Here is a 13819-nt window from a genome sequence, read left to right on the forward strand (position 1 = left end):
GACAGGGTGGAGGTCGCTGGTTCGAGCCCAGTCGGAATCATACGTGAAATCCCTAGAGCCTGAATGGTTCTGGGGGTTATTTATGAGCAAAGATTCCCTCTCTTCATATTCAAGCGTGTTTGAAGAGCACCTCTCATTAGATAAAAACCGCCCTATAAGGCGGTTTAGTTAATCTCTATGTTCTTTAATACTTCTATAGCTAAGTCTTCGTAGTTAGCTTCTACTTCGTTACCAATGTTAAACGAGAACTTGTGATTTGTTTCATTGACAATCTTAAAAACCTTATATCGTACTTGAGTTCCATCATCAATTATTTGTCCAAAATCATACTTTCCTTCAAGTTCTGGATATTTGCTAAAGTCCATTTCCGTTACTTTAGGTTCAACTTTAGCTGACATTCTTATATTAGCTTGTCTTTCAGCTATCATGATCTCGAAATCAAGATCTGCCTTCGCTTGACTAGTGGAAGCAAACAACCTAATTTCTTGAAACGCTTCTTCACCTTCAAGTAAGAAGTTATCATCATTGTCTCTGATAGTAAAATTTGCAGGAACCTTTATGTTCTTTGCAGCTCCATTTTTTGGTGTAACCTCTTGAATTTCCACTGATTTCTTCGTTCCATCAATTTCATATGTGATAATATTTTTATCCACAGTATTCTCTTCTTTTTTTACAGCCTCTTTTTCATCTTTAGTAGCACCATTAGCTTCACTGTTGCAAGCGCTTAATACTAAGGCTGTAGCTAGCCCCAAACTAAATAACAAAATTTTTCTCATTCTCAACTTCCTTTTTATATCAATTTATGTAGCTTTTACATTATAGACTATTTCTTGGATAGTTGAAATAGTTGGTACGAGAACCTTGCATTATTGCTACATGAAACAGGTTGTTAACGGCCTTGTTTCATAAATGATTAAAATACATCTATGTTTAAGAATAATAGATGACCAGTATCAGACTATTACCCTAGCTATTGAATAAAAGCAGTAGACTTAGAATGTGAGGACGTTACATATTTTCGACACAAATTAGGAAGCATTGGTCCCGAACCGTCCCCGTGCCTCCCTAGTCTAAATAAATGAACACGGGGAGGAATATACATCTTATTAATTGAACTTTTTTAAGTAAGAGAACCTCATAAAATTAATTTACAAACTTTTGAGAAAGAAGTGGGGGGGACTTATGTTACCAGAAACAACTAGAGGAAGACTCAGTGGTCTATTGGTTACCGCTAATATCTGTGTTCTCGCTATCGTTATTGTATTTGTTAATAACGGTGGAAGTATATATAGTGTTGTATCTCTATGCGCAATAAGTTTACTTGGAATAGCTCTGAGTGGGAAACCTATCAGGGAAGAACAAGGTTATAGAAAATCAATACCTATTATGTGCACCTTTTTAAGCGTAATATCAGTTGGTGGTATGGGATTGCTACCTTATATGTTATCTTAGCTTTAACTTATTATAAAAAGGAGCTGTCTAATAGACAGCTCCTTCTTTAAAGAACTAGCACGGCCGAGCATAGGAGTACGAGGGCGGTTCCTGTGCTCCTTTGATCTATAGTTCTACTTTTCAAGAAGAGCATAGAAATAGGGATATATATTTTGTTCTACCTGATTGTTTTAAAGATTCAGTATAATATGAGATAGTAAGATAAAATGTTTAGATACGAAAATTGGAAGCAACAGAACCGTCCCCGCGCTTCCACATTACTTTCAAAGGAGCTGTATTTAAGAATGGAGGAAAATAGATTTCTGAAATTAATTGGAGGTAAGACCTTTTTTTACATAGTAGCTTTCTTTCTTCTTGTTGGAATAACCATTTATATATACACTAAAATCTCATTTATCTTTTATCCACTAGAGGTCATTTTATCTACGATAATACCTCCAGTAATCCTGGCATTCATAGCCTACTATTTATTTAATCCAATTGTAGATTTGCTCGAGAGATTACGGATTAAAAGAATTTGGGGAGTCATCATTCTTATTCTAGGTTTTAGTGGTGCTTTAACTGGAATGATCTTGTTAACTGCTCCATCTATCGAAGCGCAGATTAAAGATTTAGTTCAAACCTTCCCTGATTATCTAAAACAGCTAGGGGAAACGTTGACTCAATGGGTACAAAGTTCATTCTTAGGTCCCTATTATGATGATGGGTATAACTGGGTAATGGAAAGGTTAAGTGAATTGCCACAATTAATTGGAACTTATATTTCAAATGGTTTTCAAGGGGTACAGAATGTCGCTAGTACGATTACAAATACGATTGTGTCCATTGTAACCTTTCCATTTATCTTATTTTTCTTATTAAAGGATGGTAAAAGATTTCGACGTTTTATCATTAAATTATTTCCACCGAAATTTAGAGATGATACGAAACAGATCTTAACTAATATTGATATTCAAGTTGGTTCATATATCCGAGGGCAGATTATTGTCGCTACTGTTATTGGAATTCTATTATTCATTGGTTACCTTATCATAGGTCTTGATTATGCATTCACATTAGCAATTATCGCCGCTGTAACAAGTGTTGTACCTTATTTAGGACCAACCATTGCCATTATTCCAGCTGCTATCATTGCAATTGTTAGCTCCCCATTTATGTTTATAAAGCTAGTCATTGTATGGATCGCAGTCCAATTTTTAGAAGGGAATTTCGTTTCTCCGAATATCATGGGTAGAACTATGAAAATTCATCCATTAACGATCATCCTTGTTTTAATGATTGCGGGTAATTTATTTGGTGTGGTCGGTGTGATTCTTGGTATTCCAGGCTACGCAATCGTAAAAGTAATTGGTTCTTATCTTTTCTATAAGTTTAAGCAACGATATAACCAGTATTACGGGGAAGATCGTGGATATTATGAAATGGAAGAGTAATTATGGTTTTAATTAGAAGCACAGGGACGGTTCTTGCGCTTCCTTTTCTTATAAATAATCGTACCAGCCGGCGGGGTGGTACGATTTGAATGGATACTGTTTAATATAGTAGTAAGTATTTTTTTACCATTTGGAATGAAAGGGGTGGTTAAATGAGAGAATACATCTACATATTGAAGCTTATACCTCGATTACATGAAGAGAAAAATTGGACGGAAAAGGATGAAGGTCTCGTTCGTGACCATTTTGTTAGACTGAAAGAGTACTGTGACGAGGGGAAAGTCATCACTGCTGGTAAGACAGACAGAGAAGATGACAAAGGCTTTGGGATTGTAGTTTTTAAAGAAGAGAATGACGAAAAGGCAGAAGAATTTATGAAGGAAGACCCTGCTGTTAAACATGGAATCATGACAGCAGAAGTTTTCTCTTACAAGACAGCTCTTCGAAGTGAAAAGTAATCGAAGAAGATAAAACGCTTAGAAATTTTTCTGAGCGTTTTTTTACGATCTATCATCATCTTCTGAATATCGCATCCCGCATTTTGCTTGAGAGGGTTTCCGCTTGTTCCTGATATTTAGTGACAATTTCTATTGTCCTGTAACTAATCAACGTTCTACTTTACAGAACAGCATAGAAATGGGAATATGTATTCCTGAATGATATAAAAGGTTTACTAGTATGGAAGATAGTGAGATAAAATGCTTTAGAAATGAAGGTAAGGAAGTACCAAAACCGTCCTTGTGCTTCCTAAGGGAGAGAAACTAATGATTATACATATGATGAGCAAATCAGAATGGACCATCGTCCAAGATGAGGGCCTTTATCGACCAGATAGTTTAGAGAGTGAAGGTTTCATCCATTGTGCTACACCAGACCAAACGGTGTATGTAGCCAATACATTTTTCAAAGGGCAAAGTGGGCTCGTCTTGCTCGTTATTGATCCTCATAAAGTCCAAGCGGATCTTGTATATGAAGATTTAATTGCAGCAGGCACTTTTTTTCCACACATCTATGGCCCCCTTAATTTAAATGCGGTAACGAAAGTTGTTTCATTTGAACCGAATGAACTAGGGGAGTTTATACGACCGACAGAAATATAATCCGAGAGAGGAGTTCAGTATAGATAGGGAGGACTTTTATGAAGAAAAATTTTGTTATTCTTTCAATAGCAATACTGATCACCTTGATGAGTGCATTTTTGGACAGTACGGAAGTCAATAATTCACAAGAGTATAAGCAGTACTTACAACAAGCAGTTAATGGAGAATTAGTATATGGTTATCCTTTCCCGTATATTAAAATGCATGCTTCTGACTTAACACCACCATTTCCTTATACTTTCTTATTTGAATATGAAAATGCAGGTGAAGTCTTAATGGGTGCTTTTTTCCTTAACACTATTATTTACTTTGCTTTATTATGGTTACTAGTCGTTCTCTTTAAAGCTATAAATAGATTCTTACCTAAATAGGTGTTGATCAATTCTGTTGAGAACAACTCACATAAGGCTTTTTTAAGTCTTTGTGAGTTGTTAAATGGATGTATGTTTGATTTTTATTTTATTGATTTGGCTGAAAGATAGTGTGTGGGTAATCAAAAGACTAATCTTGATCTTGACTAAAAGCTTTTTCAATCCCTATTACAATGGCTGTTCCACACAATCCACCGAGACTCAGAGCAATTATCCGCCCCCAATCTATTACTTCATTTCTCCACAGGACTATAACTACTTCTGCTACAAGCACTCCAATACTCCAAGTTAACCAAAAATTGAATAACCTTTTAATAACGATCTTCTCCTTTTATGTAAGGTATTGCTTAGTGCTACTAGTCTATCTAATTGAAAACTGTTGCTTTAGCTCGATAATCCAATAGCTATAGGGACGGTCCTGAGCTTGTTTGCCTTATCATTACTCAATGACAGACTTACTAAAAGTAGAACAAAATATAACTCATCTTCTTTTATCTAGGAAGCACTAGAACCGTCCCCGCGTTTGTCCTTAATGCTTTCAATAGTTCTAAATACATTAGAATATATACTGCTCACATTATCTTTTACGAAATTCTTCCCATTGTGTAGATAACGGTATTTATAAGCGAAGTAGCCTTTATCGTTTTCTTTATAAAGGAGACCAGAAATATAAGTCTGAGATTCATCTACTCTATCAGCGTAGGTCTCATATGTAACCTCACTATTATCAACAAATGGGATAGTTGAAGCTTTAGAACCTACAAAGAAAAATGGGATTTTGCTTTGTTTATAAATTTTGTTATAACGTTTTTCTGATGTTTCAGAAAGATATTTAGGCATTATGAAAACTGCATCATAACGATCCAGGTTTCTTTTCGTTAAATTTTCTAAGTTAATGTTTGTAAACGATATGTTTTTCTTTTCTCTTATATTGGGGTTATCCCCTACCACTAATATATCTAACTTTTCACCTTTATAAATTTTAATTTCAGTTATTTCGTTATCATCTTTAGTCTTGGTAGGGTTATCCTCATTAATCCCATTAAAACTATTACTGAAGCTACATCCAGCTAAACTCAACATTATTAAAGAAAACAAGAATAACCGTATAAGTTGTTTCATTCTTTTCCCTCCCAGTATAGAAGCACGGGGGCGGTTCCTGTGCTTCTTTTTCTTATAACTGATCTAAGACAGACTTTCTAAAAGTAGTACAAAATATAACTCATCTTCTACTTTGCAGATCGAAGAAGGTTTACTTCAATGATAATATTTATTTAAATACTTTACGAACGAAATTTAGGAATCATAGAACCGTACCTGCCCTTCTGCGCGACTGGAGGAGCAAGTGAAGTAGAAGAAAAAAACGATACTCCCAAAGGATTTGTAGAGTATCTTTCCAATCAAGAGCGAGAAATGGCCCACGATACTTATTAGAAAAGAACAAGAAAAGTTTATATATTAACCAAATAATGGTAAAATGCAATGGGAAGTACTTCATGTTTCGATAGAATCTGGTGAGACTGCTGAACTTGAAGGTGGAGATGTAGTCCGGATTACCTGCATTCAATTATGATTTAAATTATGATAATGTTTCTACTCAAATTGGTAGCTTGGCTCACAAGATTGTTGGAGGCGCAGGTGGAAAGGTAAAAGGTTACGTATATAACCCATAGAATTAGGGGGGATAAGGTGATTCAAGAAAGAGGAAAAAAGATTCTTTGGATAACAGTTATTACAATACTTACGCTATTGGTTTTATCCACCATTGTAGGTATAGCAGGAGTTAATAGGTAACTAACCTGAGGCTGCCGGTTAAATCGGCAGCTTCAATTTTATGTTTTACTTGCTCCCGGAACATGTGAAAATGATGAAGATAATGCGGGAAGATCTACCTAAGGGGACGGGTACCTTGGAAAAGTAAACTGTTTCAGTGAACCCCTCCCTATGGTTCTCAAAGGTATTGATTAATGCTGCTTTATGTAACGAAATAATTGTAGCTCTAGCTCAATATTTCACTATCCATGCAAAAACTCATTAAAGTTATAGAATAGAATGAGGCTAACAACTAGTACCACTACTGTACTGATATATTGTTTTGACCCTTTTATAAAGAAAAATTCCATAACCGCCTGGAATCCTAGTAAAAAGGTTAAATAAGTCATGAAATAAAGTTTTGTTATCAAGATTGAATCATTCTTAACTACAAACCACAGTGTACTTACAAAAATTAAAAGAATAACACCTCGGCCAAAGCGGTCAATCTTCTTACCAGATGTCTCCGATATCATAATCTTTTCGACCTTAAGAATCTTAGTTGTTATTTTTTCTACCATGAAAAGCAAGATGGAAAACACTAATAAAAGCACAATAACATTCATTCTTCTCCCCCCTTAATAAATTTCTGTAAAAAGTGTACCTTAAGATAAATAAATCGTAAACAGATATTTCCAAGTGAGGGTTTCTGTACTTGTCAGTAAGTTAAACTCGTTACGTTAAAATTTTTATATCAAACAATGGCCTATTCCGAATGATTTCCTATATATGTTATCATGAAGAAAACAGCCGGAGGTGATCCTATGAACGGTATTGTATTATTCGACGGAGAATGCAACTTCTGTGACCAGAGCGTGCAGTTCATTATTAAACGAGATCCAAAAGGTTATTTCTCTTTTGCGTCATTGCAGAGTGAGGTAGGGCAGGATCTGTTGAAGAAATACGAGATCCCGGCTGACACGGATAGTTTTGTCCTGATTGAAGGTGGGCGTGCTTATACGAAATCTTCAGCGGCTTTACGTGTATGTAAGCATTTAAAAGGAGCGTGGAAGGCATTTCACTTGTTTGCGATCGTTCCTAAATTTGTGCGGGATTTTGCTTATGAGATCTTCGCTAAGAACCGGTATAAGTGGTTTGGTAAGAAAGATAGTTGCATGCTGCCATCGAAGGATATACGGAAGCGGTTTTTATAAAGAAAGAGGGAGAACCTCTTTCTTTTTTTGTATAGAGGAAAATGGAAATCATGGAGGTGTCTGGCTTCAAGAAGTGGATGTGTATTCTCTTTATAGTGGTTACTCTAGTAGTGGGCGGGTGTCGTTCAACTGAAGAGGAAATCATATACGAAGGAAAATCTGAGCATTGGAAGATACAATATATAAGTGCTCTTACCGAAAGAGGGAGAGAATCTAAGGTGACCATTGAATTTATAGGCTCTTCAGAACCCTCCCAAACGTTTTACTATGATGTGGGAAGATTCAGTGGTTCCGCGCCTTACAATGGCGATCAAGTTGTCATTGGGCCTGGAATTTGTGAGCATTGCGAGGTATTGGTGCAAGAAGAAGAAAAAGTTGGACACATCAAATGGGAAAACACTAGTGAAGAAATAAAGTTAACACTTAGATAAGTTCAACAAGCTCTGGAGGACGCCTGTTAAGTGAGTTGCTAAGGACAGCACCTTAATGGGGGTTCTTTTTTATTTGTATAGGAGGTTATGTGGGGTGTTTACATTTAAGAGTTTGAGGGACAATGAACCTGTCCCCCTGGCCCTGTTCGCTCATTTAAAATTCCATTTTAAATGACGTATTGTGGTGGTGCTCATCTCTCCAACCTCGTTATAATACGCTTCAATTGTATCGTAATCTCCGTATTTGTCTGAAATGGCAAGTAGCTTTTCGAAATCATTCAAAACATGTTTAAAATCTTCTTTAGACTCTTGGTCATTATTTAGAGAATAGCTACCATCAGTTAATCGTTCAGAATTCTGCACTCTAAGGAAATCGTGTTTTATATGAGAGAACTTATATTCATATTCCTTAAAGGTATCGGTTGTCCTCAAATCAATGTAAGGGCCAAGCTCTGACATTTTACTGTTTAGTTTATTCGCGCTTTGGACGATATCTCTTATGGATTCTGTACGCACTTCTCCGGAATCTAAGCTGTCTCTGAGAGCCTGAACAATTTGTTCCGTTTCATAGTGTATGATGCCATTACTTATTTGAACATAATGTTCGTGAAACGTAACGGCCTCATTAATTTTGATGCTAGCCGCAATAAGGCAGAAGAGTACAACTAACATAAGTAAAATTTTATAGGGCTTTTTCAAATAAACCACCTCTTGTAGAAAATAACATGGTGGGATTTTACCATAAATAGGTAGTTTGGGTAATGGGGAATGTAAGGGTCTTATGATATAAAAAACTAGCCAGTCCAAAAGACTGGCTAGTTTTTATGGCTTATATATATTGTTGATGGCGTTAACTAAAATTAACTCCCAAACGTATTCCCGCCATTCACATTCATATTCTGCCCAGTCACAAATGAAGCATCTTCGCTGCATAAGAAATTGACCATTCCGGCGATATCCTCTGGTTTACCTAACCGTTTCAAGGGTACTTGGTTAATATAACCACTTGCACTCTCTTCGGTAACGTCACCGTGGCGTTCAACTGGGGTGAATCCAGGGTGTACGGCATTTACCGTAATCCCGTATTCACCAAGTTCATTAGCCCATGAGCGTGTCATGCCGATCACAGATGATTTCGCTGTAACATAATTGGAGAAGTGGCTGTTTCCTAAACCAACAACTTCACTGCCAATGTTGATAATGCGTCCCCATTGATTCTCTTTCAGTCCGTTCATCACTTGCTTCGTTAAAATCAGAGGTGATTTAACGGAAAAATGGAGCTGGTCGAGATAGTCTTGCCAGGTTACATCTTCTAACGATTTTTCAGGTTGAGGGCCTGTTGCGTTATTGACTAAAATATCGACCGGTTGGCCATATTCTTTCTCTACATTTTGAATAAGCTCCTCAACTTCTTGCTCATCTGTTATATCTGCCTGCAGCATAATAGCTTCTCCGCCGTTTGTCTTTATATCATGTACGACACGCTCTGCATTAGTAGCATTACTATTGTAGTTAATCACAACTTTCGCACCATTTGCAGCAAGCTTTTCAGCGATGCACTTTCCTAATCCTTTTGAACTTCCTGTTACTAATGCGACTTTACCGTTAAGATTCACTTAATCATCATCCTTTCTGGTCTGACTATGTCCATTTGAATTCAAACAGCCAATACGCTGACATAAATCTAAATGAACTATAAAACTGTACTTAAATTCTCAATACACAACATACCCTTAGTGACTCTTATAGAAACGGATGCTTACTTAATCAATCTTTCTAATCTTGAGTGTTTGGAATACATACCATGAGCAACACAGACATACACTTGTCATGCTTGTTTAATTTTAGGGAGGGGAATAAATGGAACGATATGCGCGTATCAAAAGCTTAAAAGGTTTCATGTTTATAAGTTTATTCATATTTCTTCTATTAGGGGCTGCAGGTGGCATAGCTGCTGAAGAGAAGGAATGGACAGGAAGTGAGAAAGTCGTTCCGGCTGATAAGAAGTGGACAATCACATTCAATACTTCCGTTGTTTATGATCAGAATAGCAGTGGGATTACCGTCGAGGATCAAAGTGGGACAAAGGTGAATGTGACAGTCAAGCAAGCCGGTGAGGAAAAGGTAGAAGTGTTGCCGCCTGCAAAAGGGTATACAGCTGGTAAATCCTATGTGCTGCGCATTAAGGATATCGCCTCAACTCAGAAGGTAAAAATGAAAGACGACATTACAATGACATTCACCATAGAAGAACCCTCCTCGACAAATAAACAGACTTATATTGATTTGGTTGAATCTACCAACTCAACCATTCGGAATATACTGGTAAGCGGTTGGGACCAGGAAACCTTATCACCAGGGGATTTCTCTGACATAGAAGGTGAGCTTGAGAAAGTGGCCACGGTGCGCTTTATTCAAGATACATTAAAGCCGTATTTCGAGGCTGAGATGTGCTATCCATGTGATTCGTCCATGTTTCCTTTTAGCATAGCACCTGATCTTCATTTTAAAGTGATCAAAGCTACAAAAGATGAACGGATCTTTCAAACAGCAGAGTTATCAGATGAGTTGTCTGAAGGTAAGCTTGTCACCTATACATTTAAAAATGAGGACGGTAAATGGCTGTTAGATGATTATAAGGAAGAAAGATTTAGCGGGGACGGACTTGGGGTAAGTGCAGAAGCAGCCCAAGACTATCTAAATAACTTGTATCTTAACCAGAACTACGGTTATGAAAATGTAGTCGTAACGTATTTAGAAAAGGGTGAAGAGGAACAGTATGATTGGTATTCCAACCGAAGTTACAATCGGGAATATTATGTATTTCAGGTGAATACAGATAAAGGGGATTTTAAGAGGAAGTTCTTTCCTTTTGATGGGTATATCGTATATCTGAAGGAAGGAAATTGAACCTCGATGAGGAATAGAATGACAGGGAGAACCGGGACTCTAAAGCATAAAATGTAGCTAAAGAGTCCCGGTAAAAATAAAGTTAGCCCCGGGCTTTGAGTAGCTAACGAAAAAGAAAGAACTTCTTAGAACGTAGTTCATCGTAACAAATGATATGTGGCTTGATCTCAAAAGGATAATATTCCAATCTTACTGGAGTGATTTCCATGAAAGATATAAGCTGATCATTAGAAGTCAACTCCAGTAGGTTAGAGAATTGCACGACATTATATTCGTCATGAAAACTTATTCTAGTAAAGTTTTCTTTTTTTAAAAGATTTAGAAGTTCCATTAAATTCCCCCTGAAGAAAGGTTACCCTAAAAAGGCATTATGAAACCTACTATTACTCATTATTACTGGGGTGGTGTTGCCTAGATATAGAGTTAGTAAGAAATCTTGGAACTAGATAAAAGATGGAAGAAATTATATATTAATAGAATTTTCTTTAGGTTCTTTGTTCATTTTCAGGTCTCCTTTAGGACAACTCCAGATAAACGTGGTAAGATAAATGCGTATATTTTATTGAAAATTGCTACATCTCAGGAGGTCATAATGGAGAATATAAAGAATCAATTGAGAGAGAATGGATATAAGATCGTAAAGGAGACGACGAAATCGATTGAAATTGAGGATGCAAGGACGGGGGAAGTGGCTTACGTGCTTCCATATAAGGAAATGACACTCGCTCTTAATCCAAAAACGGTTGAAGCGGATCAGGAATTGATCGATCAGTCTGAGGGGTTAACCCATAATACCTCGTTTCTCCAATTCCCCAAAAGGCAAAATACCGGTAAGAGCCTGATCCAATACGGATATGCTTTCAAATTTCAATCAACTGAGGAAGCAGTAGGTTTTCTTAATAGAGTCAGCGCTAAGGTGTTCACAAGGAGATTAACTGATACATACATGTAATACGATAATAACATATCGCATACCACAAAAGCCCCCTACTATAGGGGGCTTTGCTCGTTTGTTAATTTGTCTTCACATTCATGTGCTTCCTGCTGGTGTTATACATCACAACAGCCACTCCTATATAAAGTGCAATATACATAAATCCAAGAGTCATAGAAAGTTTAAATGCACTTATAGTTGAACTGATTGAGAAGTATAGAAAAATAGCCACCATAACCATCAATCGCTCTTTACTCTTTACTGCGTACGTCTTAAACAAGACGAGAAATAACGCAGCTATAATCGCACTTATGAGAAACAATCCGGTGAAAAGCAATATTCCGTTATCGAAATCAGGACCTACCTGATACATCTTTTCCCCTCCTAAACGAATCTTATCAATATTTTACCAAATGTACGGTTGGATCAAAAACAAAATCCCTTATCCCTTCAGTCCAACATCCACGGGTGGTTGTCATTCTCTCAGTCTTACTCGACCTGCATAGAGTCTAAAGGTTTCAATCCCCACCCAAATGGTAAAAGTCTTACAAACTGACGTAATGGAGGTGGGTGGGGTGAAGAAGAAATTTAGATATGGAGGCATTGCTGCCATGGTAGTTGGGTTGCTCGCATTTTTTATAGGGCTGCCACTATTCTCAGGCGGTGGTGAACCTACTTTAGGTGATGGACTTGTGATCCTTGTAAGCTTTTTGTTTGTATTTGCTTTTGGCCTTTGTTTGACGGTTGTTAGTGCATTCCTAAGAGATTGGTAGGTAGAGTTTGCAAATGAAGGGACGAGGAACCCGTCCCTTTGTGCCGTTTGATTTGACCTCTTCCTGATTGTGTTATATAATTATCTTGAATTCGAGATAATTAATTAAACAAACCAAAAAGGTGGTTAGAATATGAATTTATTAGGTATTCATCACGTTTCAATTTTGACGGGTAAAGCTGAGAAGAATTTTGAATTTTATACAAAAGTGTTAGGAATGCGACTTGTGAAGAAAAGTGTGAATCAGGACGATACTAGTTCGTATCATTTGTTCTATGGAGATGCGAAAGGAAATCCTGGTACAGAGCTTACTTTCTTCGATATTCCCATGCTCGCACCTACGCACCCAGGCGTATCTAGTATTTCAAGTACCTCTTTACGAGTAAGGGATGAAGAATCCTTACAGTATTGGAAGAAGCGCTTTGAAGAGTTTGGCGTGACACATGAGGAGATCAAGAAACGCGCTAACCGCAATACGTTAGCCTTTGAAGATTTTGAAGGAACGAAGCTTATTTTAGTAGCGGATGACGGGGAAGATGGTGTAGCTGCTGGTGAAGCGTGGAGCGATTCAGATGTGCCGGTTGAACATGGGATTGTAGGACTTGGTGCTGTACTGCTTCGTGTCCGTGATCAGAAACCGACCGCTCGTGTCTTAACGGATGTGTTGGGCTTTGAACACGTCGGCACGTATCCTTCAGTTGATGGAGACGGACTGCCAGATGTTCACGTGTACTCAACAGGTGAAGGTGGTGTAGGAGCTGAGGTTCATATTCAAGAACGACCTGATTTACCAAAAGAACGTATAGGTCGTGGCGGTGTGCACCACGTTGCCTTCCGTATTCCGAATGAGGAAGAGTATGACAAGTGGGCTAAAAGGATACAAGAAGCGGGACTTATGAACTCGGGCAAAGTGGACCGTTTCTATTTCAGGGCGCTGTACTTTAGAGAACCAAACGGAATTCTGTTTGAACTATCAACAGACACCCCGGGCTTTGATGTCGATGAATCAGTAGATTCCTTAGGTCAGAATTTATCCCTTCCACCATTTTTAGAAGATCAGCGGAAGCAGATTGAACAGAAATTACGTCCGTTGACGTTAAGTGAATAGAGTAACTTGTTAGGGTCAAGGCGAACATGCCTTGATCCTTTTTTGTGATTGTCTCTTCTAACCTATGCTACACTTTTATGTGATTGGGGCCCGCCACGTTTATAAGTGCAAGGGCAGGCTTGGGGACAACTCGCTTTCCTGCGGGGAGCTGGGAAGCCTCCTCAATCGCTACGCGCTTTCCGGGGTCTCCCCTAGATTTAAAGTGCAGGAGTGGTGCCTAGGACCGTACGGATAAGCCAGCTTTTTGGAAAAGGCGATTAGCCTTTGTAAAAAAGATGGCTTATCTCGCTAGGTCCTCCACTCCGGAACTGGATAGGCTCCTTACCCCGCGGGAGTCTCGCA

Annotated in this window: 17 protein-coding genes; 11 read left to right on the forward strand and 6 right to left on the reverse strand. The window is 37.9% G+C overall.

Going from position 1 to position 13819, the window contains the following annotated elements:
- Positions 1-164: 164 nt before the first annotated feature.
- The gene (locus N780_RS15505; protein ID WP_036786266.1) at positions 165-776 is read right to left on the reverse strand and encodes a hypothetical protein; all 612 of its coding nucleotides are present in this window, start codon (positions 774-776) and stop codon (positions 165-167) included.
- A 406-nt stretch (positions 777-1182) separates the two neighbouring features.
- On the opposite strand from N780_RS15505, the gene N780_RS15510 reads away from it, so the two are divergent.
- The 5 genes from N780_RS15510 to N780_RS15530 all read left to right on the forward strand — a co-directional run bounded on the left by N780_RS15510 (position 1183) and on the right by N780_RS15530 (position 4356).
- A complete protein-coding gene (locus N780_RS15510) occupies positions 1183-1452 on the forward strand; it encodes a hypothetical protein (protein ID WP_036786269.1) in 270 nt (89 codons plus the stop codon).
- A gap of 284 nt (positions 1453-1736) precedes the next feature.
- On the forward strand, positions 1737-2885 hold the full coding sequence (locus N780_RS15515) for an AI-2E family transporter (protein WP_036786271.1): 1149 nt from the start codon (positions 1737-1739) through the stop codon (positions 2883-2885).
- Between the two features lie 152 nt (positions 2886-3037).
- Complete coding sequence (locus N780_RS15520; protein ID WP_036786273.1) at positions 3038-3343, forward strand: YciI family protein; 306 nt, start codon at positions 3038-3040, stop codon at positions 3341-3343.
- Between the two features lie 306 nt (positions 3344-3649).
- Positions 3650-3985, forward strand: coding sequence for a DUF952 domain-containing protein (locus N780_RS15525; RefSeq protein ID WP_036786275.1), 336 nt, complete (start codon positions 3650-3652; stop codon positions 3983-3985).
- A 38-nt stretch (positions 3986-4023) separates the two neighbouring features.
- Positions 4024-4356 carry a hypothetical protein gene (locus tag N780_RS15530; RefSeq protein WP_036786277.1) on the forward strand — a complete coding sequence of 111 codons (333 nt, stop codon included), beginning with the start codon at positions 4024-4026 and terminating at the stop codon, positions 4354-4356.
- A gap of 495 nt (positions 4357-4851) precedes the next feature.
- On the opposite strand, the gene N780_RS19335 is transcribed toward N780_RS15530, so the two are convergent.
- Positions 4852-5478, reverse strand: coding sequence for a hypothetical protein (locus N780_RS19335; protein WP_052115117.1), 627 nt, complete (start codon positions 5476-5478; stop codon positions 4852-4854).
- Positions 5479-6371: 893 nt separating this feature from the next.
- A complete protein-coding gene (locus N780_RS15540; protein WP_036786279.1) occupies positions 6372-6734 on the reverse strand; it encodes a DUF4181 domain-containing protein in 363 nt (120 codons plus the stop codon).
- A gap of 198 nt (positions 6735-6932) precedes the next feature.
- On the opposite strand from N780_RS15540, the gene N780_RS15545 reads away from it, so the two are divergent.
- Together N780_RS15545 and N780_RS15550 are read left to right on the forward strand one after the other, a co-directional pair.
- Complete coding sequence (locus N780_RS15545; protein WP_036786281.1) at positions 6933-7322, forward strand: thiol-disulfide oxidoreductase DCC family protein; 390 nt, start codon at positions 6933-6935, stop codon at positions 7320-7322.
- A 50-nt stretch (positions 7323-7372) separates the two neighbouring features.
- Positions 7373-7753 carry a hypothetical protein gene (locus tag N780_RS15550; RefSeq protein WP_198135871.1) on the forward strand — a complete coding sequence of 127 codons (381 nt, stop codon included), beginning with the start codon at positions 7373-7375 and terminating at the stop codon, positions 7751-7753.
- A gap of 150 nt (positions 7754-7903) precedes the next feature.
- Here the strand turns inward: N780_RS15550 and N780_RS15555 are convergent, their stop codons facing one another.
- Positions 7904-8452, reverse strand: coding sequence for a hypothetical protein (locus N780_RS15555; RefSeq protein WP_036786286.1), 549 nt, complete (start codon positions 8450-8452; stop codon positions 7904-7906).
- A gap of 161 nt (positions 8453-8613) precedes the next feature.
- The gene (locus N780_RS15560; protein WP_036786288.1) at positions 8614-9369 is read right to left on the reverse strand and encodes an SDR family NAD(P)-dependent oxidoreductase; all 756 of its coding nucleotides are present in this window, start codon (positions 9367-9369) and stop codon (positions 8614-8616) included.
- Between the two features lie 244 nt (positions 9370-9613).
- On the opposite strand from N780_RS15560, the gene N780_RS15565 reads away from it, so the two are divergent.
- Together N780_RS15565 and N780_RS15575 are read left to right on the forward strand one after the other, a co-directional pair.
- On the forward strand, positions 9614-10663 hold the full coding sequence (locus N780_RS15565; protein WP_036786290.1) for a hypothetical protein: 1050 nt from the start codon (positions 9614-9616) through the stop codon (positions 10661-10663).
- 592 nt (positions 10664-11255) lie between these two features.
- Positions 11256-11615, forward strand: a complete 360-nt coding sequence (locus tag N780_RS15575) for a hypothetical protein (RefSeq protein ID WP_052115118.1) — start codon at positions 11256-11258, stop codon at positions 11613-11615.
- 61 nt (positions 11616-11676) lie between these two features.
- Here N780_RS15575 and N780_RS15580 read toward each other — a convergent pair whose 3' ends face one another.
- Positions 11677-11970 carry a hypothetical protein gene (locus N780_RS15580; RefSeq protein WP_036786293.1) on the reverse strand — a complete coding sequence of 98 codons (294 nt, stop codon included), beginning with the start codon at positions 11968-11970 and terminating at the stop codon, positions 11677-11679.
- 202 nt (positions 11971-12172) lie between these two features.
- Here N780_RS15580 and N780_RS15585 point away from each other — a divergent pair, with 202 nt between their 5' ends.
- The gene (locus N780_RS15585) at positions 12173-12370 is read left to right on the forward strand and encodes a hypothetical protein (RefSeq protein ID WP_036786295.1); all 198 of its coding nucleotides are present in this window, start codon (positions 12173-12175) and stop codon (positions 12368-12370) included.
- A gap of 132 nt (positions 12371-12502) precedes the next feature.
- Positions 12503-13477 (forward strand): ring-cleaving dioxygenase, encoded by a 975-nt coding sequence (locus tag N780_RS15590; RefSeq protein ID WP_036786297.1) that lies wholly within the window; start codon positions 12503-12505, stop codon positions 13475-13477.
- Positions 13478-13819 lie beyond the last annotated feature (342 nt).

The sequence above is a fragment of the Pontibacillus chungwhensis BH030062 genome (genome assembly GCF_000770675.1).
In the GTDB taxonomy this organism is placed as follows: Bacteria; Bacillota; Bacilli; order Bacillales; family BH030062; genus Pontibacillus; species Pontibacillus chungwhensis.